The sequence below is a fragment of the Amycolatopsis sp. lyj-90 genome (genome assembly GCF_046549035.1).
Classification (GTDB): Bacteria; Actinomycetota; Actinomycetes; order Mycobacteriales; family Pseudonocardiaceae; genus Amycolatopsis.
Genome location: NZ_JAJPWP010000001.1, coordinates 40,517 through 64,060 on the forward strand (window position 1 = coordinate 40,517; position 23,544 = coordinate 64,060).

Annotated in this window: 18 protein-coding genes; 6 read left to right on the forward strand and 12 right to left on the reverse strand. The window is 69.5% G+C overall.

Features of this window, described 5'->3' with window-relative positions:
- Positions 1-39 precede the first annotated feature (39 nt).
- From ACLJPX_RS00170 to ACLJPX_RS00190, 5 genes are all read right to left on the reverse strand, one after another.
- Positions 40-5,526: a carboxyl transferase domain-containing protein gene (locus ACLJPX_RS00170; protein WP_410598120.1), complete on the reverse strand. Its 5,487-nt coding sequence runs from the start codon at positions 5,524-5,526 to the stop codon at positions 40-42.
- Between the two features lie 757 nt (positions 5,527-6,283).
- Positions 6,284-7,456: a DUF222 domain-containing protein gene (locus tag ACLJPX_RS00175; RefSeq protein WP_410599069.1), complete on the reverse strand. Its 1,173-nt coding sequence runs from the start codon at positions 7,454-7,456 to the stop codon at positions 6,284-6,286.
- A 196-nt stretch (positions 7,457-7,652) separates the two neighbouring features.
- Entirely contained in the window at positions 7,653-9,095 is a 1,443-nt protein-coding gene (locus ACLJPX_RS00180; protein WP_410598121.1) for a glycosyltransferase family 39 protein, read from the reverse strand.
- 24 nt (positions 9,096-9,119) lie between these two features.
- On the reverse strand, positions 9,120-10,418 hold the full coding sequence (locus ACLJPX_RS00185; RefSeq protein WP_369862443.1) for a sensor domain-containing diguanylate cyclase: 1,299 nt from the start codon (positions 10,416-10,418) through the stop codon (positions 9,120-9,122).
- 241 nt (positions 10,419-10,659) lie between these two features.
- Positions 10,660-11,904, reverse strand: coding sequence for an MFS transporter (locus ACLJPX_RS00190; RefSeq protein ID WP_410598122.1), 1,245 nt, complete (start codon positions 11,902-11,904; stop codon positions 10,660-10,662).
- 127 nt (positions 11,905-12,031) lie between these two features.
- On the opposite strand from ACLJPX_RS00190, the gene ACLJPX_RS00195 reads away from it, so the two are divergent.
- The gene (locus ACLJPX_RS00195) at positions 12,032-12,322 is read left to right on the forward strand and encodes a hypothetical protein (RefSeq protein WP_101606953.1); all 291 of its coding nucleotides are present in this window, start codon (positions 12,032-12,034) and stop codon (positions 12,320-12,322) included.
- Positions 12,323-12,340: 18 nt separating this feature from the next.
- Here the strand turns inward: ACLJPX_RS00195 and ACLJPX_RS00200 are convergent, their stop codons facing one another.
- On the reverse strand, positions 12,341-13,279 hold the full coding sequence (locus tag ACLJPX_RS00200; protein ID WP_410598123.1) for a GlxA family transcriptional regulator: 939 nt from the start codon (positions 13,277-13,279) through the stop codon (positions 12,341-12,343).
- Between the two features lie 92 nt (positions 13,280-13,371).
- On the opposite strand from ACLJPX_RS00200, the gene ACLJPX_RS00205 reads away from it, so the two are divergent.
- Positions 13,372-13,788, forward strand: a complete 417-nt coding sequence (locus tag ACLJPX_RS00205; RefSeq protein WP_410598124.1) for a DUF6010 family protein — start codon at positions 13,372-13,374, stop codon at positions 13,786-13,788.
- 84 nt (positions 13,789-13,872) lie between these two features.
- On the opposite strand, the gene ACLJPX_RS00210 is transcribed toward ACLJPX_RS00205, so the two are convergent.
- A complete protein-coding gene (locus ACLJPX_RS00210; RefSeq protein ID WP_410598125.1) occupies positions 13,873-14,757 on the reverse strand; it encodes an NAD(P)-dependent alcohol dehydrogenase in 885 nt (294 codons plus the stop codon).
- Between the two features lie 92 nt (positions 14,758-14,849).
- Between ACLJPX_RS00210 and ACLJPX_RS00215 the strand changes: the two genes are divergently transcribed.
- From ACLJPX_RS00215 to rnhA, 3 genes are all read left to right on the forward strand, one after another.
- Entirely contained in the window at positions 14,850-15,554 is a 705-nt protein-coding gene (locus tag ACLJPX_RS00215; protein ID WP_410598126.1) for a TetR/AcrR family transcriptional regulator, read from the forward strand.
- 135 nt (positions 15,555-15,689) lie between these two features.
- Complete coding sequence (gene dinB, locus ACLJPX_RS00220) at positions 15,690-16,880, forward strand: DNA polymerase IV (RefSeq protein ID WP_410598127.1); 1,191 nt, start codon at positions 15,690-15,692, stop codon at positions 16,878-16,880.
- 21 nt (positions 16,881-16,901) lie between these two features.
- Positions 16,902-17,390 (forward strand): ribonuclease HI, encoded by a 489-nt coding sequence (gene rnhA, locus ACLJPX_RS00225; RefSeq protein WP_410598128.1) that lies wholly within the window; start codon positions 16,902-16,904, stop codon positions 17,388-17,390.
- Here the strand turns inward: rnhA and ACLJPX_RS00230 are convergent.
- The 4 genes from ACLJPX_RS00230 to ACLJPX_RS00245 all read right to left on the reverse strand — a co-directional run bounded on the left by ACLJPX_RS00230 (position 17,387) and on the right by ACLJPX_RS00245 (position 20,850).
- The gene (locus ACLJPX_RS00230) at positions 17,387-18,061 is read right to left on the reverse strand and encodes a hypothetical protein (protein ID WP_410598129.1); all 675 of its coding nucleotides are present in this window, start codon (positions 18,059-18,061) and stop codon (positions 17,387-17,389) included. The two genes, rnhA and ACLJPX_RS00230, sit on opposite strands and share 4 nt — an antisense overlap.
- Before the next feature lie 196 nt (positions 18,062-18,257).
- Positions 18,258-18,752, reverse strand: coding sequence for a GerMN domain-containing protein (locus tag ACLJPX_RS00235; RefSeq protein ID WP_410598130.1), 495 nt, complete (start codon positions 18,750-18,752; stop codon positions 18,258-18,260).
- Positions 18,752-20,161 carry an ATP-binding protein gene (locus ACLJPX_RS00240; protein ID WP_410598131.1) on the reverse strand — a complete coding sequence of 470 codons (1,410 nt, stop codon included), beginning with the start codon at positions 20,159-20,161 and terminating at the stop codon, positions 18,752-18,754. The genes ACLJPX_RS00235 and ACLJPX_RS00240 overlap by 1 nt, the downstream gene beginning before the upstream one ends.
- Positions 20,158-20,850: a response regulator gene (locus ACLJPX_RS00245; protein WP_410598132.1), complete on the reverse strand. Its 693-nt coding sequence runs from the start codon at positions 20,848-20,850 to the stop codon at positions 20,158-20,160. Before ACLJPX_RS00245 ends, ACLJPX_RS00240 begins: the two co-directional genes overlap by 4 nt.
- A 110-nt stretch (positions 20,851-20,960) precedes the next feature.
- On the opposite strand from ACLJPX_RS00245, the gene ACLJPX_RS00250 reads away from it, so the two are divergent.
- Entirely contained in the window at positions 20,961-21,908 is a 948-nt protein-coding gene (locus ACLJPX_RS00250) for a phosphatase PAP2 family protein (protein ID WP_410598133.1), read from the forward strand.
- Positions 21,909-21,983: 75 nt separating this feature from the next.
- Here the strand turns inward: ACLJPX_RS00250 and ACLJPX_RS00255 are convergent, their stop codons facing one another.
- On the reverse strand, positions 21,984-23,477 hold the full coding sequence (locus tag ACLJPX_RS00255) for a diguanylate cyclase (protein ID WP_410598134.1): 1,494 nt from the start codon (positions 23,475-23,477) through the stop codon (positions 21,984-21,986).
- Between the last annotated feature and the right edge of the window lie 67 nt (positions 23,478-23,544).

The window sequence follows — 23,544 nt, forward strand, 5'->3', positions numbered from 1 at the left end:
CAAGTAACGGGCCTTTCATAGCACTTGGGGAGCGGGAAGTTACTGCTTCGCCAGGCCCTGCTCGATCGCCTCGATGATGCGCGGCCGCATCTCGGCCGCGCTGATGATCGCGTCCACCGAACCGACCTTCACCGCGCGCTCGATGCTGTGCACGCCGTCGAACTCCGCCGCGACCGCGCCCAGCTTCTCGGCTCGCACCGATGACCGGACCTCGGCGAGTTCCGCGGCCAGCGCGGCGCGTTCGGCACCGGTCGCGCCGCTGAGCTTCTCCGACAGCGACCGCACCCGCTGATCCGCCGCGGTCCGCGCGTTGACCTCACCGGCGAACACGACCGCCGCGGCGGGCGCGCCGCCGAGCACGGAGGCGAACGAGCCTTCCAGCGCCAGCACGGTCATGTTCGGGTTCAGCGCCTTCGAGAAGACCACGAACGCGCCGCCGTGGTACCGCGAGATCACGGTGAACACGATCGGGCCTTCGAAGTTGACGATCGCCCTGCCGATCTCCGCGCCGTACTCCAGCTGCAGTTTCCGCATCGACTCCGGCGAACCGTCGAAGCCGGACAGGTTCGCCAGCACCACCAGCGGCCGGTTGCCGCTGGCCGCGTTGATCGCCCGGGCCGCCTTCTTCGACGAACGCGGGAACAGCGTGCCCGCGGTGTAGGTGTCCGGGCCGTCGGTGGGCGGGAAGCCGCGGCGCGGCACCGAACGCGACTCGATCCCGAGCAGGCACACCGGTCGCCCGCCGAGGTGCACGTCCTGCACGGCCGCGGTCTCCGCGTCGGCCATGCCCGGCCAGCGCTCCAGCACCGGGTGGTCCTGGTCCGACAGCGCGCGCATCACGGTGCGGATGTCGAACGGCTTCTTGCGGTCCGGGTTGGCTTCCCGCGAGAAGATCTGGCCGACCGTGGTGAAGTCGCTGTCGACGGCCGCGTGCGGGAACGGCGAGATGTCCCGCTCGATCGGGTCGTTCGTGACCGCCTTGCGCGGGCCGGTCTCGTCCGGTGCCACGTAAGTGTGGTCGTAGTGCGACATCAGCACGTCGCGGGCCGCGGCGAGGTTCGGCGCCCAGTACTGCGCCTGGCCGTTCGGGCCCATGACGCGGTCGTAGCCGCCGATGCCGAAGTTGTCCTCGGCCGAGACGCCACCGGAGAAGTCGAGCGACTGCTTGCCGGTCAGCACCATCGCGGAATCCGGCGTCATCACCAGGATTCCCTTGGTGTGCATGAGCATCGTCGCTTCGGCGTTCCAGTACGGCTGGGCGCCGACGTTGATCCCGGCCACGACGATGTTGATCTCGCCGCCGTCCTGGGTGAAGTGCACGATCCGCTTGAGCGCGGCCGCGACCCAGTCCATGTTCTCGGTGCCGGACTCCATCGAGATCCGGGCGCCCGCCGAGAGCGCGTACCACTCCAGCGGAACCCTCAGCCGCTCGGCGAGGTCCAGCGCCGCGATCACCCGCGAGCACTCCGGCTCCGAGAGCGCGCCGAGCGCCTTCGTCGGGTCTCCCAGCAGCACGACGCGCTTGACGCCCTCCGGGTGACGCTCGGTCGGCGTGGTGACCACACCGGCGACGATCGCCGCCGTGTTGCGGCCCTTCTTCCGGTCGACCGGAACCAGCGTCTTGCTGTCGTCCATGTCGTACTCGGTGAACGAACCGAGCATCTTGGTCAGCTCGTACGGGTACACCGTGTCGCGGCGGCGGGCCCGCAGGACGTTCTGGCGGTAGTCGTCGAGCGGGAGGATCGGCTCGGTCGTGGGCTCGGACAGCGACATCTGCACGCCGCCGCTGACGTCGTAACCGATCCGCACGGCGACCTCGCCGACCTCGCCGGTCGCGCGATCGCGCTGCCTGCCGAGGAACTGGACCTCCTCGAGACCCGCGCCCGCCGTCGACGGCTGCACGCGCTGCGCGACCGTGTCCAGTTCCTCGCCGGTGAGTTCACTGGTCGGCCACACGTACAGCATGATCCGGTTGGTGTCGAAGCGCTTCTTCGGCGGAAGTTTCGCCTGCACTTCGCGGATCGCGTCGAGGCAGCCCGCGAGGGTGCCTTCGACCGCGGGCAGGGCCAGCAGCTTGCCGTCGTTGTCCCGCAACGGGGTCAGGTCACGGACCTGGGCGAGTGCGACCAACCGCTGGTCCGACGGGTTCATCGGCGCGACGCACTTGAACAGGTACACGTCCTCGTCGCCGGACGGCAGCCGCGTCAGGTCGAAGTTCGCCAGCCGCTGCAGCTGCATCCGCTGGGCGATCAGCGGGTGGAGGCCGCGGATCAGCCTTTCCTCGCTGAAGCCGGTCGAGGACGGGCGGAAGGTGAAGTGGTGGTGCATCACGGCGCCGCTGTGCCCGGCGACCGTGGTGGTGATGCGCCGGATCCGGCTCGGCAGCGACTCGGCCGTGAGGATCTCGCGCAGCCCCGCGGCCATCGCGTCGTCGTCGGCCGATTCGTCGTCCCAGGTCAGGTAGAGATCCGCTTCGACGTCGGTGTCGGCGGGCAGCCCGGCGGCGAGATCGGCGACCGCCTTGATCGCCCCGGGCAGCCCGGCGCGGTCGACGGCGGTGGTGGCCATGTGGAACCGCTCGTCCTCGTCGGTGTAGTCACCGGTGACGAAGGTGCAGCCGCCGACGGTGACCTGCTGGACCCCGGTCAGCGCGCGGTTGCCGTAGTAGCGGCGGCTCAGCACCTCGAGCAGCGGGGTGTGGTCGGTGCCGGGACGCCCGATCCGCTGTCCGAGCAGGCGCACCAGCGGTTGCGCGCTGGCCAGCATGCTCGCGATCCGCTCGGCGCGGTCCGGCGAATCCGGGTGCTGGTCGAGGTGACGCAGATGCTTGCGGACCTCGCTGTACACCTCGGCGCGGGTGCGGCGGAGCAGCGGCTGGGCGAACCAGCGGAACACCACGCTGCGCGCGAGGTCGCTGACCACCGGGAAGCGGAGCTGGGTCGCGGCGATCAGCTGCTCCAGCGCCTTGCCCGCCGGTTCGCGCATCGCCTCGAACGGCTGCGCCTCGGTGAGCCACTGCCGCAGCAGCGCGGTGACGACCGTGACGTCCGAAGCGGTCCGCTGCTGGGCGAGGAAGATGCGGAAGACCGCCTCCTCCAGTTCCGGCGTCCGCTCCAGGTCCTTGATGCCGTAGTGCGCCAGCACCTTCTTGAGCTTGTTCTGGAACGACTCCGACAGCCCGGCGCGTTCGACGTCGAGGCTCTGCAGGTAGGTGTGGAAGAACTCGCGGGCGCTGTGCACCCGGGTGTCCGTCTTGGCCTCCTCGCGCGCCGGCTTGTTGCGGATCAGCTCGGACAGGTCGGCGAACACGGTCAGCAGTTCGACCTCGCCCTCGAGCGGGCGGTCGCCGTTGGCCTCGAGTTCGGCACGGGCGGCCAGGTACGCGCTGAGCGTGCGGCGGTCGTCGTGCGGGTCGACGTCGAAGCCGAGCAGGAGGCTGCGCAGGTCCTGCTGCCCCCGCGTGATCCGCTGCGCCGTCGAAGCGCCGTCCGGTTCCACGGGCAGCTCGATCTCGACGCTGCCGGCGTCCTCGGCGACCTCTTCGCCCTCCTCCGCCAGCGGTTCGAGCCGCAGCAGGGGCGCGCCGGTCTCGACCTGGCTGCCGACCGAGACGACGCACTCGCGCAGCTTCGCGCGGAACGGCGCGCGAAGCACCGTCTCCATCTTCATGCTTTCCAGCACCAGCACGGGTGCGCCGGCCTCGACCTCCGCGCCGACCTCGAGCGGCGTCGCGACGACGAGCGCGGGCGCGGGGGAGCGGACGACGCCGCCCTCGTCACGGCTGATGCGGTGGGTGACGCCGTCGACCTCGACCAGGTGGATCGGCCCGTGCGTGCCGGTGACCAGGCGGAAGCGGGTGCCGTTGACGGTGATCTGGCCGGTGTGCTCGTCGAACCGGTCGACCTCGACGTCGGCGGGGTGGATGTCGCCGCCCGCGGAGACGCCGACGCGGAACCGGCGGTGACCGATCCTGGCCACGCTCACGCGGTACGCGGCGCCGCGCAGCTTCAGGTCGAGCGGACGGCCGCTTTCGTGCTGAACCTGCGGGCGGCCACCGTGCGCGGTGGAGAGAAGTCGTTGGCGCTCAACGGCTTCCTCGTCTTCGTAGGCCTCGATCGCGGCGGCCGCGAGCGCGATCGCCGAGTGCCGGTGGGTGACCAGCTTGCCCTCGCCGCGGACCCGGTCGATCCAGCCGGTGTCGGCGCTGCCGTCGATCACCTCGGGCTGGTCGAGCAGGTCGAGGACGAAACTCTTGTTGGTCGCGCCGCCCTCGATGATGACCGTGGTCTGCGCCATCGCGCGGCGCAGACGGCCGAGCGCCTCGTCGCGGTCGCGGCCGTAGGCGATGATCTTCGCGATCATCGAGTCGAAGTCGGCCGGGATCGTGTCGCCTTCGCTGACCCCGGTGTCGACGCGGATACCGGGTCCGGCGGGCAGGTCCAGGCGCGCGATGCGGCCGGGCGACGGTGCGAAGTCGCGATCCGGGTCTTCGGCGTTGAGTCGCGCCTCGACGGCGTGACCGAACTCGGCGGGCTGGGGGCCTTCGAGCTTGCCGCCGGAAGCGACGTGCAGCTGGGCCTTGACCAGGTCCATGCCGGTGGTCAGCTCGGTGATCGGGTGCTCGACCTGCAGGCGGGTGTTGACCTCGAGGAAGGCGAACAGCTTGTCGCCGGGGTGATAGAGGAACTCGACCGTGCCGGCGCCGCGGTAGTCGACAGCGAGCGCGAGCCGCTCGGCGGACCGCTTGAGCTCGTCGGCCTGCTCGGGGCTCAGCACCGGGGAAGCGGACTCCTCGATGATCTTCTGGTTGCGGCGCTGCACCGAACAGTCGCGGACGCCGAGCGCCCACGCGGTGCCCTGGCCGTCGGCGATGACCTGGACCTCGACGTGCCGGGCGCCGGTGACCAGGCGCTCCAGGAACACGACGCCGCTGCCGAAGGCCCGCTCGGCCTCCATGCTGGTGCGCTCGTAGGCGTCCTCGAGCTCGTCAGCGGAGGTGATGACACGGATACCGCGCCCGCCGCCGCCGGCGGTCGCCTTGAGCATCAGCGGATAGCCGATCTCCTCGGCCGCCTTGATGGCCGCGTCGAGGTCCGCGACGGCGCCTCGGCTCCACGGCGCCACGGGCACGCCGACCTCTTCGGCGATCAGCTTCGCGCCGATCTTGTCGCCGAGCTGGCGCATCGCGTCCGCGCTCGGGCCGATGAAGGTGATGCCCAGCCGCTCACACAGCTCGGCGAAGGCCGGATCCTCGGCCACGAAGCCCCAACCGACCCAGGCCGCGTCGGCCCCGGTCTCGGTCAGCGCCCGCTCCAGCACGGCGAAGTCCAGATACGGACGCGCCGACGCGGGACCCAGGTTGTGACTGAGGTCGGCTTCCCGCACGAACGTCGCCGACCGGTCGGAATCCGTGTAGAGAGCGACGGTCTCGATCCGCTGTCCGGTCTCCGCCGAAAGCTCGCGGACGGCGTGGATGAGCCGCATCGCGGCTTCTCCGCGGTTGACGATGGCGACACGACTGAACACCGACTGAGCCTCCCAAGTACACAGCACATCAGGTGACATCCCGCCGGATCACGCGCGGGACAGTCCCCTCTATCTGCCTACAGCCTGCCTCTTACCGGCCGGTACGAGAATGTCGTCGGTGACGCATGCCGAGGGCCGGGGCTTGTAGGAACCCGCCAAAAAGTGTCCTGGAACACCTAGTCGAGGGGGCGAATGACGTCATGAAGTGGACAATCGGGGGCTGGAGCGGGTAGCCGGGTCGGACGGGTGTCACCAGGTGTTCACGCCGGTTTCATCGGGGTTGGCGGGTAGGTCGCGGGCTGTGAGCCTCGGCTGGTTGGAAGTGAGCTTCGGGGGTCTCGCGCGGAGGGTGCGTTGCCGTTTTCCGGCGACGGGCGGGTGTGGACGCCTGTTGCCGCGATCGGGTCGTGGCCGTTTCCCGGCAATGGCGCAGGGCGGTGGCTGCTCTTCGGACTTGGGGTGCGGGGGTGCCGTGGTGATGGTGGCTGTTGTGGGGCTGGTGGCCGCGATCGGGCCGTGGCCGTTTTCCGGTAACGGCTCTGGACGGGGCGGCTCCCCATGTTCGGGTCCGGGGTTGCCGTGCCGCAGTGACGACGACTGCTTGGGGTGCTGGTGTCGTTGGCTGGTTACAGGACAGGCCGGTGGCCGATTTTCGGCAACGTTGGCGGCTCCTCACTGGAGTTGCCGTGACGTAGCGACGGTAGTGGTCGCGGGGTCTGGTTCTTGACGAGGGCCGTGGCCGTTTTGCGGCAACGGTTCAGAACGGTGGTGGTTTCTCAGCTGGGCGGGGTTCGTGTAGCGGCGGCGGCGTGCTGTCATAGGACTGCCCAGTAGGCGTGGTGATGGTAAGAGTCCCATCAGCCGCGAGTCGGTAGACCCACCCAGGTTCATCCTTCAAGCGATGATCACGACGGCAGAGGTCGATCAGCTCGTCAGCATCGGTATGGCCCCCGAATTCCCACGGCACCGAGTGGTCGAGATCGCAGGCCTGCGCCGGCCGGCGACAGCCCGGTCTTCGGCACTCACGATCCCGCACCCGAACAAACTCGCCTTGGCCCGCCGACGGCCGATACCGACCCCGGCCCAGATCCAGGACCTGCCCGGACAGCGGGTCGGTGATGATCCGCCGCAACACCGTCTCCGACCCCGTCGCGATCCGGCGGGCCAACGACGCCGGGATATGACCGTGTCCGGCCAGCTCCGCCGGATCCTCGTTCACCCCGAGATAGGTGAACAAATCCATATAGAGGAACACCTCGGCGCGTTCGCCCTTGCCACCCTGACCACCGAGCAGGAGATCGAGTGCGACGTCGGCCCGTAACTGGTCGAGCGTGCGGGTCTCGTCGCCGGTCTTCAACGCTCGTGCTTCACGGTCGATCCGGACATATGCGGCGGTGACCTTTTCGACCGGGCCGTCCTCGACCTCGATCGACGCCACCCCCGTCTCACCCTGCCGCACCGCCAACCGGCGGCCTTCACGATGGTGCTCGACCCGCCGAGCAGCGCCCTCACGATCCACCGTCAACGCCGCATGACTCGCCGCCTTGCGGATCTGCTCGGAATTCCTTTCCTCCAAACGATCCTCCAACAGGGCGTCAGCGGCCAGAGCGTTCTCGTCCGACAGCCACGCGGTGGCAGCGGCGACCTTCATCGCCCCGAAACCACTCACCCTCCCCTGCTCCATCAACCCCAGCGTGCGGGGCAGGCGGGTGGTCAACGCCTCGGCCGCCGAGACCATCGTACCCGCGTGACTGTCCACAAGAGACAACGCGAACGCGACCTCCTGCACCACGCTCCGCGCACCTTCGCGATGCCGCGACAACTGCGCCAGCGCCCGGAACCGCACCGCCTCCAACCGCGCGATATCCGCCGACACCGCCTGCGCCAAAACGACACATTCCTCGGCACCCAAAGCGCGAGGATCAGGCATTTCCTTTAATAGAGCCGAAAAGGCTTCAGTGGTATCCACACCAAGAACCTACAACCGGCCACCGACACTTTTGGCACTCAAGAACGCCGTCGCCGGAATTCGGCAACACTTGTTGAGGGAAAGTCAAACGTGGCGCGGTCACGCCTCCCGACACGAGCACGGTCGCCTTACCTCTCAATAGGAACCCGGCCTCGGATCAGTAGAAGCGTCGCAGCTCGGGCCACAACGAAGACCACTGCCGAGAAGGCCTGGTACACAAGGAAATCTTCACTCCCTGCTCCTCGTTGTCCACCCCGAGACCGCTGTCGTGAACCGCCCTCTCACGACATCCGGCGAACCACTCCGGACGATACTGTCCCACCACGACGACCGGGCCGAAGGAGCTGTTCGGCGGCGGCCCCCAGTCCGCATAGGACATATGTCCCGAGTACACCGAGGGAAGGCCGTAGTACTGCAAAGCGCCTGCCTGCCCGTAATTCCGCGTGAAGATCACCGAGATCGAACGTCGCTCCGCGGGGATTTCCGACCAGGCCCGGCTGACCGTCGTGGCCAGCTCGGGCCAGCCCGCCTGCTCGCCTTGTTCCTTGTTCACCGCCAGAATCGGCCCCAGCGCCGAGACCGGCAGCAGCGGTAGCCCGACCAGGAGTGACACGGCCGCGCCTTCGACAGCCAAGAGGATGGCCACTACGCGGCGCCAGGTCCGGTCGAGCCAGTGCAGGCACGGTTCCGCGCCCGCGGCCGCGAGCAGCAGCAGGAACGGCGCCGAGTAGTAAGGTTTTCCGCCCAGTAGCAACAAAAGTACGCACAACACCGGATAGGCCACGGCGAAGGAGCGTGCCCAGCGCAGCTCGGGATCACGCCAGAGCCGGAGGGCGCCGGCGATCCAGACCGGCACGACGACGGGGGAGAGGTAGAGCAGTTGCATCGGCACGAACAGGATCCGGTTCTCCGCGCCGTCGTCCACGCTGATCCCGTGAGCGACGCTCAGCATCGGGAGATCGTGGGCCATTTGCCAGACGAACCCGGGTGCGGCCAGCGCCAGCGCGAGGAGGACCCCGACGGGGAGCCAGTCACTGCCGAGCACCGTCCGCGGGCCGACGGCGAGTACCGCGAGGCCGATCGAGGCGATCATCAGCAGGACGAGCCACTTGCTCTCCATCCCGATCCCGGCGACGGCGCCGATCGCGAGCCACCACCGTCCGTCGCCGGTGCGGAACAGGCGCAGGAAGACCAGGCCCAGCGCGCTCCAGACCAGCATGTCGACGGTGGCCGTCGACAGCATGTGCCCGTCGACCACGACGAACGCCGCCAGTGCCGTGATCGCGGCGGTGAGTACCTGGGGTCCGCGTCCGCCGCCGAATTCGCGGGCGACCAGGGCCAGGGTGACCACCGTCGCGGCCGCGCACAAGGTCGCGGCCACGCGCAGGCCGGCAGGGGTCTCGCCGAAGATTTCGGTGGAGATCCGCGCGAGCAAGGGCGTCAGCGGTGGTTGATCGGTGTAGCCCCAGGCAAGCCGCTTTCCGGCGGCGAGGAAGTACAACTCGTCCCGGTGGAAGCCGTACCTTCCTGACAGCAGGGTCAGCACCACCACCTGCGCAGCGACGACCAGACCGACCGGAACCCGAGCGAATCGCTTCATGGCGCCTCCCCAGAGGAGGGAACCTTACTGCGTCGGCTGAGCCAGTTCGACCCTGTTGCGGCCACCTTGCTTCGCGCGGTAGAGCGCGGTATCGGTGGCCACGAGGAGGTCGTCGACGCTGCTGATGTTGGCCGCCGGGTACAGCGCCCCGCCGATCGACACGGTCAGATCGGTCAGCACCGTGTCGCGATCGGGCAGCGCGACCGAGACCACCGCCACCTGGTGCCGGATCCGTTCGGCCACCTGGCGCAGGTTCTCCTCGCTGTGGACGTCCGGGATGACGATCGCGAACTCCTCGCCGCCCCACCGCCCGCAGACGTCCTGTTCGCGGATCTCGGCGCGCAGCGCGTCACCGACGGCGCGCAGGACGAGGTCGCCGTTGGGGTGGCCGTAGGTGTCGTTGATCGTCTTGAAGTTGTCGAGGTCGAGGAACAGCACGCCGAGTTTGCGCCCGGCGCGTGTCCGGCCGAGGAGCTCTTCGGCCAGCTGACGCCAGCGGCGTTTCGTGACGAGCCCGGTGGTGGCGTCGGTGTGCGCGTCGCGCCGGTACTGGGTCAGCAGCAGCCCGCGGTGCAGCGCGACCAGCGCGATGACGACCCCGACCAATACCAGCGGGTTGGCCTGGACGAGGACGACGGCCGTCACCAGGCCGAGGCCGAGCGCGCCCGCTTCGAGGATCTGGTCGCCGAAGCCGGAGAACAGTTCGCCGATCGACTTCGGCGGCGAAGACAGCGCGATCGCGATCATCACCAGCACGGTGTTGATCGCCCAGCGCAGGGCCGCGGCCACGATGATGACGGCGAGGTCGCCCAGCCCGGCGAGCAGTCCGGAGTCGGGCGAACCGGGGTAGTGGCGCATGCCGAGGCTGAGGACGACGACGGCGGCCTGCGTGCCGCAGAGCACCGTCGCGGCGGAAAAGATCCACCGATGGGGGAGAACCGGCCGTTGGTGTGGCCAGATCCGCAGCCATGCGATGGTGTAGGTCACCACGACCATCGCGGCGGCGAGCACCGGCGGCAGCGCGATGACGGCGGCGACGCTCCAGACCGCCTTGGTGTCGACGTAGGCGACCGACGGGGCCCTGTCGTACTCCCGTTGGCGTTCGATCTGCCGGGTGCCCTCGATCGCGATGGCCGCGCACAGCGTCAGCACGCCGAACCGGACCAGGTCGGTGCCGGTGACCGGGATCAACCGGGCCGTGGCGGCGGTCGAGAGGACTGCGATGAGATTCACGACCAGGACGTAGGAACGCACAGGTCGCGGCAGGCTCCACAGGTGCCAGGCCTTGAGCCGCCGTCGCGCGCCGCCTAGTCGTCCGTTCACGCACCCTCTTCCGTCGGTGATCTACACCGTAATCGAACCGGGACGGCGACGACCGTCGTTGCCCGGACGATAAGAAGCGCGGCCGGGAATTCCCCCGGACAGCCCAACCAAAACCAAGGAGGTGCACCGATGCAGGACAACAACTGGTGAACGTTTTGCCGGATAGATCGCAATTTCGAAGGAGGTGAACGGCATGCGGGACAACAACTGGACCACTCGGCGTGACAACAACTGGACGTGATCAGGAACCGTGCTCACCCACGGGTGTCGTCCCGCCGACCGGATCCACCGGATCCCCCTGGCGGGACGACACCGCCCGTGACCAGCCCGCCCCGGCGACGCAGGCGACCACCACGCCCGCGACCGCCGCGACGGTGATCACGGTGGTCGGCGCGAAGATCTGCGCCATCAGCCCGGCCGCCGCGATACCGGCCGCCTGCGCCGCCCGCAACGCCGCGATCGCGACCCCGATCACCTGGCCTCGCCGGTCCGGCGGCGCGGCGAGGCTGTACTGCGTCTGGGTGATCATGTCGTGCGCGGAGAACACGCCCGAGATCGTCCACAGCACGACGATCGTGACCAGGCCCGGCGCCCAGGTGGTGGGGATCAGCACCAGGCTGCTCGCCACCGCGAGCGCGCCCAGTACCCGGACCTGCCGTTCCCGCGGGATCCGGCTCAGCAGGATCCCGCCGAGCACCGAGCCGACCGGGTTCGCGGCCAGCAGCCAGGGCAGCGCGCCCGTGCCGCCCAGTTCGGCGGCGACCGGGACGGCGAGGCCCTCGGGTACGACGTAGAAACCGCAGCAGCAGGCGATGAGCAGCAGCCACCGCAGTTTGCGGTCCCGGGCGACCAGACGGCAGCCCGCGATCAGCGACGGACGCCGGTGGTGGCTTGGCGCCGAGGGCGGATATCGCTCGATGCCGAAGCGGAGCATGAGCGCCGACAGGGCGAAAGTCCCCGCGTCGATCAGCAAGGCACCGGGTACGCCGAGGCCGGTGACGACGGCGGCGCCCGCGCCGAAGCCCACCACCAGTCCGGCCTGGTACGTCGACGAGATGATGGCCTGGCCGACGACCAGCCGGTCCGGGTCGAGCAGATCCGGCAGCATCGCCTGGCGTGCCGCGTGGAACGGGCCCGCCATGAGCTGCACGAGGAACAACAGCGCGGCCGCGGCGGGCAGCGGCAGGCCGGGGACGGCCATCAGCGCGATCAGGACCGCGCGGGCGACGTCGGTCACCACCATCACGGTGCGCCGTGAGAACCGGTCCGCGATGCCACCGAGCGCTCCGCCGAGGAGATCGGGCACGAACGTCAGCGCGTACGCCGCCGAAGCCCACCCCGCCGACGACGTCCGGTCGAACACCAGCACCGTGAGGGCGACCCTGGCCAGCTGGTCGCCGGCGACCGAGAGCAGATGCGCGAGCCAGATCCGGCGGAACCCGGCGACCGCGAACACGCTGCGGAACGACGCCGCCCGGGCTGGCATGCGCTTCAGGCTGTCGTGAAGCGGCCACTTTGCGCAACCCCCGAAGAAGTTCGAAAAATATCCGTGGCCGTGTCGAACCGCGGGGTACCCGTTCGACGTGTCAGTAAGAGAAGGAACGGAGAATCCGATGTCGCATTCACTGGGGCCGCTGGCGAACAACCTGGCCGCCTATGCCATCTACTCGACCGCGCAGACCGAGATGCGTCACGCCTACAAGCTGATCGAGGCCGGTGACTACCTCGGCGCCGCCACGGAGATCGATTCCGCCGCGCACGCCGCCGAGGTGCTCGCCCGCGCCACCTCCGATCTGGACGCGGAGCGCTCCGAACGATGGCTCAGAGTCGTCGCCGCCCGGAGGCGGTTCGCCGAACAGGCCAGGGTCCGGGCCTCGGACCTCGCGTTGCCGCTCGCCGCCTGACCCGGGCACCTCGCCGTATCAACGGAAAGCGCGCCGGTAGGTGACGGGGCTGACGCCGGTCGTGCGTTTGAACCGGTCGCGGAACGACGTGGGCGAACCGAAACCGACTTCGGCACCGATCCGCTCGACGGCGTCCTGGGTGGTCTCCAGCAGATGCTGCGCCTGCCGGACACGCGCCCGGTGCAACCACTGCAACGGTGTCGTCCCGGTCTGTTCGCGGAAATGCCGGATCAGGGTGCGCGTGCTCATCCTGGCGTGCGCGGCGATGTCTGCCAGGCTGAGGTCGCGCGCCAGGTTTTCCTGCATCCACAGCAAAGTGGGTTCCAGCGCCGAGCCGCGAGGAGCCGGGGGATGCCGCAACGCGATGAACTGCGCCTGGCCGCCCTCGCGTTCCAGCGCCATCACCGAAAGGCGGGCCGCGTCGGCCGCGATCGCTGAGCCGTGGTCGCGGCGGATCAGGTGCAGGCACAGATCCAGCCCCGCGGCGGCACCCGCCGACGTCAAGATCTGCCCGTTGTCGACGTAGAGCACGTCCGGATCGACCTCGACGTCCGGGTAGGTCTCGGCGAGCAGGCCCGCCGCGACCCAGTGGGTGGTGGCACGGAGGCCGTCGAGCAGCCCCGCGGCGGCGAGGACGAAGGTGCCGGAGCAGATCGAGGCGATCCGCTTGCCTTTCGCGGCGGCCGAGGTGAGCGCGTCGTGGACGGCTTCCGGCAACGGCCGGTCCGGTTCGGCGGTGCCGGGCACGATGATCGTGTCGGCCTCACGCAGCGCTTCGAGCCCCCACGGCGCGCGCAAGGTGAAGTGCCCGGCGTCGACTTCCGGATGTTCGGCGCAGACGAGCAGCCGGTAACCCGCGCTCCCGTCCGCCAGCCGTGTCCTGGTGAACACCTCGATGGGCGTCGACAGATCGAACGGGATCACCTGGTCGAGGGCGAGCACGGCGACGGTGTGCATGACCGCACGCTAGCGCGCGCGTGGCGAGATCCCGTCGGAAGGCGTCGTTCACGCCACTGGGAGCGGACGTGGCGCGGTTCTAGCGTCGGACCATGATGATCATCGCGCCGATTCTGGTCGGCCTCACCTACGTCGTGCTGATGTCGCTGATCCACGAACCGCATCGCCGCCGCTTCAACGCGATCATGGTGGCGGGCGCCGGAGCCGCGTATCTGAGCGGCGGCGGGCTCGGGATCTGGGAGCTGGTCTTCACCGCGGTGATGGCCTACGTGGCGTACCGCGGCCTCGAGTCCTGGACGTTCATCGGCGTCGCCTGGCTGCTGCACACCGCTTGGGACGTCGTGCACCATCTCAAGGGCGCCCCGATCATCCCGTTCCTGGGCGACTCCTCGTTCGGCTGCGCGATCTGCGATCCGGTGATCGCCGTCTGGTGTTTCGCCGGCGGTGGTGGTCGAGCCTGGGCTGGTGTGGTCGCACGCGTGCAGCTGGGCGGATTTGGCGTGGAGTGAGTCGTCGTTCGTCGGTGGCTCCGCGCGGCTGCCGCCTGGAGCGCTAGCTCGTCGGGATCGTCGTGTGTGCTTATTCCTGCAGGTTCAGGCGATCTGCACGACGATCTTGCCCTGCACGCCTCCCTGCTCCAGCGCACGATGCGCGGCAGCGATGTCGGCCAGTGGGAACACCCGGTCGACCTGCGGGCGGATCGCCCCGGCATCGACCCACCGGCCCAGTTCGGCCAATAGCGAGGCGGTCGGGTTGCCACTGAAGCCCCGAACCCACCGTCCGCGGCGCATCGCGTGGGCCGCGATATAGCCCAGTGAGCGGACCGGGCGGTCGAGGTCGAACGCGATCGCCACCATCCGCCCGTGCCGGGTGAGCAGCCGGCGGAAGGTGGGCAGGCCGGTGCCGACGGTGTCGAAGATGACGTCGAAGGAACCCAGGTCTCCGGGCGCGCGGTAGTCGATCGCCTCGTGCGCGCCGAGTTCGGTCACCAGGTCCAGGTTGTTCGCGCTGGCCAACCCGGTGACGTGCGCGCCCATCGCTTTCCCGAGTTGTACGGCGATGTAGCCGACGCCGCCGGTTGCTCCCCTAACGAGCAGCCGCTCGCCGGGCGCGAGCGCGGCCATGTCGCGCAGCGCGGTGATCGCCGTGGTTCCGACGGGCAGCGCGGCAGCCTGCACCGCGTCGAGCCCGGCGGGGACGTGGTCAAGTCGCTCGGCCGGCACGGCGACGTACTCCGCGGCTGATCCCAGCCGCCGGGGCAGCCCACCCCAGACCAGGTCACCCGCCGCGAACCTGCTGTTCTCCGGCGCGACGACCTCGCCGACCAGATCGATACCCATGCGTTTAGGGAACCGCTTACCGCTGAACGGGCGTAGTCGCCCGGCACGGATCGCGAGTTCGCCACCATTGACCGACACCGCCCGTACCTGGACCAGGACCTCGCCGGGGCGGGGCTGCGGAACGGGCCCTGTGGTCACGGACAGAACCTCAGGAGGCCCGTAGCTGTCGTAGGTCGCAAGCCGCATCGAAGTGGAAAGCATGCTCCAACTTCTAGCGCCAGAACCGGACGATGTCATCCACTTCGCTTAAAGTGAGAGCGGTGTCGACGACATCGCCTCGCTTGCGTACGGACGCGGCCGCCAACCGGACCAAGATCCTCGATACGGCACGAGAGGTGTTCGCGGCGGAAGGACTAGGGGTCCCGATGAGCGAGATCGCGCGCCGCGCCGGGCTCGGCGTCGCGACCCTCTACCGCCGGTTCCCGACGAAGGAGGACCTGGTCGCAGAGGCCTTCGCCGAGCAGATGGGCGAGTGTGTCGGCTTGCTTGACACCGCCCTCGCCGACCCTGATCCGTGGCACGCGTTCTGCAAGGTGATCGCGCAGGTGTGCGCGATGCAGGCCCGAGACCGAGGGTTCTCCAGGGCATTCGTCACGGCCTTCCCGCACGTAGCGGAGTTCAGGGTGCTACGCGAGAAGGCCGAACGGGGGTTCGCGGAACTGGTGGATCGCGCACAGGCGACTGGCGCACTGCGCCGCGACTTCGACCCGGCCGACCTCGCACTCATCCTGCTAGCCAACGGCGGGATCCGAGCCAGCACACCCGAAGCGACCATGGACGCCTCCCGCCGGCTCGTGGCCTACCTGCTGCAGGCGTTCCGGGCCGACAGCGCCACCCCGCTTCCTCGACCCGCCACCATCCCACTCGACGCGGCACTCCCGCTGAGCGCTTCGCCGGTCAACCTTCGAACTCGACCGGCCAACTGCGGCGCTTGAGCACACTTGGTCGGTCACACATGACCAACGGCATGCCAACAAACGCTGGGAGATGCCAACTATCGCCTGTTGTCACACCGGCGGGCGCTCGCCGGGAGCTTGGTCCTCGGGCCGATCGATGCGAACATATGTTCTATGACGACCGAGGGTCCCATCCTGCACGCCGACCTGGACGCGTTCTACGCGTCGGTCGAGCAGCGTGACGACCCTCGCCTGCGCGGGCGGCCGGTCATCGTCGGCGGCGGTGTCGTCCTGGCGGCCAGCTACGAGGCCAAGGCGTACGGCGTCCGCACGGCGATGGGCGGTGGCCAGGCGCGGCGGCTGTGCCCGGACGCGATCGTGGTCCCGCCCCGGATGCGCGCGTACTCGGAGGCGAGCAAGGCGGTCTTCGAGGTCTTCGGCAACACGACACCGCTGGTGGAAGGCATCTCGATCGACGAGGCCTTCCTCGACGTCGGCGGGCTGCTGAAGATCGCGGGCACGCCGAGCCGGATCGCCGCGAAGCTGCGGAAGGACGTCCTGGAGCAGGTCGGCCTCCCGATCACCGTCGGCGTGGCCAGGACGAAGTTCCTCGCGAAGGTGGCCAGCGGCGTCGCGAAACCCGACGGCCTGCTCGTCGTGCCGCACGACGGGGAGCTGGAGTTCCTGCACCCGCTGCCGGTCGAGCGGCTGTGGGGCGTGGGCAAGGTGACCGCCCAGAAGCTCCGCGAGCGCGGCGTGACGACGGTCGGGCAGATGGAAGGGTTCGGGGAGAAGGAACTCGTCCGGATGCTCGGCCGGGGCGTCGGCACCCACCTGCACGCCCTGTCCCACAACGACGACCCGCGGCGAGTGCAGACAGGCCGTCGTCGCCGGTCGATCGGGGCGCAGCGCGCGCTCGGCAGCAGGCCGCGCTCACCCGCCGAGCTCGACGCGATGCTGCTGACCCTGGCCGATCGGCTCGCCCGGCGGCTGCGCGCGGCGCACCGGGTGTGCCGGACCGTCGTGCTGCGGATGCGGTTCGCCGACTTCACCAAGGCGACGCGTTCGCACACCCTGCTGGAGGCGACCGAACAGACCGGCGCGATCGTCGCGGCGGCACGCCACCTGCTCGCGGCGGCGAGACCACTGATCGACGAACGCGGGCTCACGCTGATCGGCCTCGCGCTCACGAACCTGTCGAAGGACGACGCGATCCAGCTGGCGTTGCCGTTCGAGGCGAAGCCGAGGGACGCGCTCGATTCGACGCTCGACACCGTTCGGGACCGCTTCGGTTCGAAGTCCATCACCCGGGCGGTGCACCTCGGGCAGGCCGAGGAGCCGTGGGTGCCACTGCTGCCGGACTGAACCCGTCGCTAGGGTGTCCCGGTGGCGGAAGCATCAGTCGAGATCTACACCGATGGCGCGTGCAGCGGGAATCCCGGCCCCGGCGGCTGGGGAGCGGTGCTGCGGTACGGCGACGTCGAGAAGGAGATCTACGGCGGGGACGCCGGGCCGACCACGAACAACCGGATGGAGCTGATGGCGCCCATCGAGGCGCTCGAAAGCCTCAAGCGCCGGGTCACGGTGAACCTCTACACCGACAGCACGTACGTCCGGAACGGCATCACCAGCTGGGTGCGGAACTGGAAGAACAACGGCTGGATGACCTCGGCCAAGACGCCGGTCAAGAACGCCGACCTGTGGCGCCGCCTCGACGAGGCCGCTTCACAGCACGACGTCGAATGGCACTGGGTCAAGGGCCACGCCGGGCATCCGGAGAACGAGCGAGCGGACCGGCTCGCCGTCAAAGGCGTGGAAGAGGTCATGGGGCGACCCGTGATCCAGCCCGGCGAACGGTCCGCTCGGCGTCGTTAGCAGCTGACGCTGACCTTGGCGCTCTTGGAGAACGACACGTGGACGTGGTCCATGTGGTTGGCGGTCGCGCCGCCGCGGTCCTCCATGGTGTCCCAGCCGCTGCCGTCGTTGTAGCGCTGGCGCCAGATGACGTAGCTGACGCCGAAGTCCTTCTGGTTCGCCAGGATGTAGTCGGCGATGGCGTTACCGGTGGCGGCGTCCACCATGAAGTCCAGCGCGAGGCCGGAGGGGTGGTCGCTGGCGTTCGCACGCCCGGCGACGCCGCCGACGTTCTTGACGCCGAACTTCGCCTTGATGTGGTTGCCGACCTGGGCGACGTGCGGCTTGGTGCCGGCGAGGCTGGTCGAACACGAAGCCGTCGCGGCGGGCACGGTCTTCTTCACCGGTGCGGGGGCCTTGGTCGACGTCGTCGGCTTCGGGGGAGCGGCGGTGGTCGACGGGGGCGGGGTGGTCGTCGAGCTGGGGGGCGGGGTGCTGCTGGTCGACGGCGGGGGAGTCACGCTGGAGACCGGGGGAGCCTGCAGCGCGAGCGCGGCACTGGCCGCTTCGACGTCGGGGGAACCCGCGGTGGTCAGCCACATCGACGCCGGGAGCGCCGTGGCGACCGCTGCCGCGATACCCGCGGGGAGCTTCCACTTCGGGGCTTTGGTCTTGCGATGTCTGCCGGCCATTTCTCTGATCACTCACCAATTCGGGGACGGGAGCTCGCGTCGGGGGCCGCGAGCTCCGGGCAACATTACGAAAAGGACACGGCAATGTCACGCCCGAGTGTGCTCGCCCACAGTTACCTTGATCGTTGAACCGAACAGGGCTCACGTCCGTACAGACACAAGAAGTGCTTTTATATGAGCACTGTGAGTGATCGGTTCAGCCGGATTTGCAGGCTTGGTAGTACATTTCCCCGGCCGGCGAGGTCACGTTCATCCCCGGAGCGGCCGGAGCCCGCCCCGTCGACGCCGAGGCCGCCGTCGCGGTGCAAACCAGCTGGTTGAGGGCTTGGCTCGACAGTTTTCGCGTGGTGTACGGCAGCACCATGGTCCCCGGTTCGCCCGAGTACACCTCGACCCGCCCCACCTCGGGGGGAACGAACGTGGTGAGCCCCTGCGCGGCTTCCCGTTCCGTCGGTCCCTTCATCAGCAACGTGATCGCGCCCTCGGGGGAGAGGAACCCTTCGGCGGGCCGTGTCACCGGGATGACCCGGTCGTCGGAGACGAAGTACAGCGTCACCCCGCCCATGACGGACGTCCCCTCGGTGGCGCGGATCGACGGCCCCGGTCCGGCCGGGACGACACCGGTGGGCTGGACGCCGCAGGCCGCCACCAGCGCCGTCGCGGAGAGGACGGCCAGCAGGGTCTTCCTCATCACGCCGTCCCTTCGGCCCGGTTCGGCAGGCGCAGGACGAACCGGGCGCCGGTCCCGCTGTTGGCCGCCGTGATGTCACCGCCGTGCAGCCGGGCGTTCTCCAGCGCGATCGCCAGGCCCAGCCCGCTGCCTTCGGACCGGGCGCGGGAGCTGTCCGCCTTGGTGAACCGGTCGAACACATGCGGCAGGATCTCGGGGTCGATGCCCGGACCGTGGTCGTCGACCTCCACGGTGACGCCGTTGCCGTCGGCGCGCAGGCGGACCTCGACCGGGGCGGAGCCGTGCCGGAACGCGTTGCCGACGAGGTTGGCGACGATCAGGTCGAGCCGCCGCCGGTCGACCCGTGCGGTGACGCCCTCGGGCAGGTCGGTGACCAGGTCTTCGCCGTCCCGCCAGCCCCGGGCGTCGAGGCTGTCGCGGATCGCCGTCGCGAGATCCCATTCGTCGAGCACGAGTTCGGCGCGGCCCGCGTCGAACCGGGAGATCTCGACCAGGTCCTGGACGAGCCGGGTCAGCCTGCGAGTTTCGCCCGAGACCAGCCGTGCCGCGACGGCCGTGTCCGGCGGCAGCGTTTCGGCGTCCTCGTCCAGCACGTCGGTGACCGCGTTCATCGCTGCGAGCGGGGTGCGGAGTTCGTGCGAGACGTCGGCCACGAACCGGCGCGCGTCGGCCTCCATGGCCCGCAGCTCGCCGACCGTGCGTTCCAGCTCGGCGGCCGTGTTGTTGAAGGTCGTGACCAGTTCGGCCAGTTCGTCGGATCCCTTGGCGGGCAGCCGGACATCGAGCCTGCCCTCGCCGAGCTGGGCGGCGGCGGTGTTGAGCGCCCGGACCGGCCGTAGCACCTGCCTCGCCGCGAGCAGGGCCAGCGCGGCGGCCAGCGGCAACGCGAGCGCGGCCATCTGCCAGGCTTTTTTCGCGAGTTCCTCGATGGCTTGCTGCTGCTGGACGAGCGAGGTGAGCGAGTACACCTCGACGCCGCTGGCCCCCATCGCCCCGTCCGGTTGCCGCGCCAGCACGGGCATGCCGACCAGGAGCTGGGGATTGGCGTTGCGGTCCAGCCGCTGGAACTGGATCCGGATGTCGGCGGCGACGGTCCGCCGCAGTTCGGGCGAGAAGATGGTCAGATCCGGGCCGTTGACCGACCGCGTGTCGCGGTAGACCGCGACGGCGGTCAACCGCAGGCTGCCCGCGAAGTCGTTGAGCTGTTCCTGGGTCGGTGGAGTGGACAGCGGGCGGCCGTAGGCGCTGACCCGGTCCTTCAACTGGTTCATCGCCGCGTTCTGGACCGCTTCGAGGATCGCGTTGCGGGCCGAAACGTAACTGGCGCCCGCCGCGGCCGCCGCCCCGATGATCGTCATCGCCGCGAAGGCCAGGATGAGCCGGGGCCGGAGCCCGGAGAGCAGCCTCATGAACGGCCGAACCGGTACCCGAAGCCCCGGACGGTCTGGACGTGGTCGGGTTTCGCGGGCACGTCTTCGATCTTCGCACGCAACCGCTGGACACAGGCGTCGACCAGCCTGGAGTCGCCGAGGTAGTCGTGGTCCCAGACGGCGGAGAGGATCTGCTGGCGGCTGTAGACCTGCCCCGGCGTGCGCGACAGTTCCAGCAGCAGTTTCAACTCGGTCGGGGTGAGCGAGACCGGCTCGCCGTTCTTCGTGACCACCAGCCCGGCCCTGTCGATGACCAGGCGGCCGTGCCGTTCTTCGGCCGGGTCCTCCTCGCTCGCGGGCTTCTCGCTCACCGCGCGCCGCAGCACCGCCCGGATCCGGGCGTCGAGCACCCGGGGTTCGATCGGCTTGGTCACGTAGTCGTCGGCGCCCGCCTCCAGCCCGGCGACGATGTCGAAGTCGTCGCTGCGGGCGGTGAGCATGATGATCGGCACCTCGCCGGCCGAGCGGATCCGGCGGCAGGTCTCGAAGCCGTCGATCCCGGGCAGCATCAGGTCCAGCACGACGATGTCGGGCTGGTAGACCCGCAGTTTCTCCAGCCCGAGCTCACCGCTCTCGGCGGTGTGGACGGTGTGCGCCTGACGGCGCAGCGCGAGTTCCAGACCCTCCCGGACGGACGCGTCGTCTTCGATCAAAAGGACACTTGCCACGCCGCCATTATTCGGATATCGCCGCGCGTGTGCGACTCGGCTCGATCTTGTAGCAGAACCATGACATTGTCCGGACCTCACGGCGAAACAGCGTGGGGACAGTGGGACACATGGCCGTACTCACCCACGAAGCGAAGCCGACCCCCGCCCACCGTCCGCTGCCGGGACGGCACGCGGAGACCAGGCGCACCCTGTCCAGGGCCGTGTTCCAGCTCGCCACCGGACTGGGACTGGCCACCGCGTTCATCGTGACCTACGTGCTGTTCGTGCACACGTCGGCCGGGCAGCTCGCCGAGAACGGCGTCGTCCGCAGCGCGCAGTCCGGCCGGTGGTCCACAATGGACTGGGCGGGGCCGCTGCGAGAGCAGGACATGGTGCTCGTGATCGGAGCCGCCGCGATCCTGCTGATCGGCCTGGCGCTCATCCGGCGCAAACCGGGTCTTCTCGTCCCCGCGCTGAGTGTCCTCGTGCTCCCGCTCATCGCCGCGCAGCTGCTCAAGCTGTACGTCCTCGAACGCCCCGAACTGCCTGACGGTGGTTACGGACCCGGGCACAACAGTTTCCCGAGCGGACACGTCAGCGCCGCCATGGCGATCCTGATGGCCTTCGCTTTCGTTCTGCCCCAACGATTCCGCCCAGTGATCATCGGGATCGGCGGGGTCGCCGTGGCCTGGGTCGCGTCGTCGACCATCGCGCTGGGCTGGCACCGGCTGAGCGACACGGCGGGCGCCTGCCTGCTGGGAGCGTCGTTCGCCTGCCTTCTCGCCGCCTGGCTGACCACCCGGCGCCGGGACCTGCGCCGCACGCCCGCCGCCCTGGTGGCGCTGGCCGCGGTACTGCCGACCGGGATCGTGCTGATCGGGTTCGCGGTACTGCACACGGCGACCGAGGGCGCCGCCCAGTTCGTCGCCGCGCTGGTGCTGGCCGCGCTGGCCGCGGTGGGGGTGGTGCTGGTCGCGCTGTGGCCGTTGAGCGGATCCGCGTTCGAACGGCGGGCCGGTGTGGAGACCCGCGTGGTCGACGACCTGCTCGAGACTCGCCTCGTGACCCGCCGCTGACGCGGGTTTCCCGAGGTGCCCCGAATGTCACGTATGGGACGTTTCCCGTCTCATACGTGACATCGGTGCTTCAGCTCAGGACGTGAGTCCCCTGCTCATCGGCGACGTGGGAGCCCGGGGCGCAGGAGGACCCGCGGCCAGCGAAGGCGCCAGGACCACCCGGTTCCGTCCGCTCCGCTTCGCTTGGTACATCGCCGAGTCCGCCGCGCGGAAGAGCTCGCCGTAATCCGTCGAGTGCTCGGGGGAGAGCCCGACGCCGATCGACACGGTGCATCCGTGGATCGGCCCGACCGCGCGGGGTTCGTTGGTGGCGTGGCCGCTGGCGAGTTCCGTCAGCCCGGTGATGGCGGTCTTCGCGACCGCCTCCCGGATCCGTTCGGCGACCCGCACGGCCTCCTCGCGGGTGGTGTCCGGCAGCAGCACCGCGAACTCCTCGCCACCCCACCGCCCGACGACGTCGCGAGACCGCGTGTTCTGCCGGAGCACCGCGCTGACACAGCCGAGCACGATGTCGCCGCCGGAGTGCCCGTACTTGTCGTTCCACTGCTTGAAGTGGTCGAGATCCAGCATCAGGAACGCGGTCGGCCGACGGTCGGTCTGGTCTTCGAGCAGGCGCAAGGCGGCCGGGGCGTGGAAGGAGTCCTCGGTGAGCAGGCCGGTCTTCCGGTCTCGCTGGCTGCGCGCGATCGTGTCCGCCAGCGCCTGCGAGAGCCGGGTCGAGCGCAGGGCGACACCGATCATCACCAGCGGTACCAGCGCGATGTTGACCGCGCCGAGGATCGTGGTGCACGCCGCGAGTTGCAGCGCGTAGACGAAGTCCGCGTTGTCCGCCCAGCTGCCGATCAGCTTTTGCCGCCGCCAGCCGCCCCAGGCCAGGCCGCGCGCGATGCTGATCAGGAGCGTTTGCGACGCGAAGTACCAGAGCGCGGCGCCCACCAGCGCGGCGGCGGCGAGCGCGATGTCGCCCGTGCCCTGCGGGAGCATGCCCGATTCGAGCCAGGTGTGCAGTGACGTCAGTTCCGTCAGCGTGTGCACGCCGAGGATGGACGCGGCGTGCGCGGCGGTGGTGAAGAGGAACGTCGTCATCGCCTTGTGCGCGATGGAGTAGCGCTGCACGCGCACCATCAGCAACAGCGCGAGCGAGAGGGTGGGCGGCAGCAGGACGGCCGCGCTGCCCAGCCAGACGGCGGTCTGGTCGATGTGCTCGCCGCGCCGGTCGTCGGCACGGCGCTGTTCCTCGGGATGCTGCGTCTGGACGAGATACCAGATGGTGCAGCCCGCGATCACGCCGAAGCGGACGAGGTCCGTGGTCGTGACAGTGACCTTGAAGGCGTTGTAGAGGGCCCAGATCGCGACCGCGATCTCGGTGCCGAGCATCCAGAAGACCGCCGCGGGCGGAAGGCGCCACAGTTCCCACCCCGCCGGATGCCGCAGGGTGTTCCAGGCACGACCACGCAGCCGCCAGACGCGGGCGGAGGCGAGGCCGACGGTGTCGGCGAAACCCCGGAGCGAACCGGCAGGCCGCTCGGAGTCCTGTTTACCCAACTCGCTGACGAGGGTCACCTCCATCCGTTACGCACCGCACCCGCTTCGATCTTGCTGGGTAACCGCAAGGGGGTGACAGGGGGACCGCGTT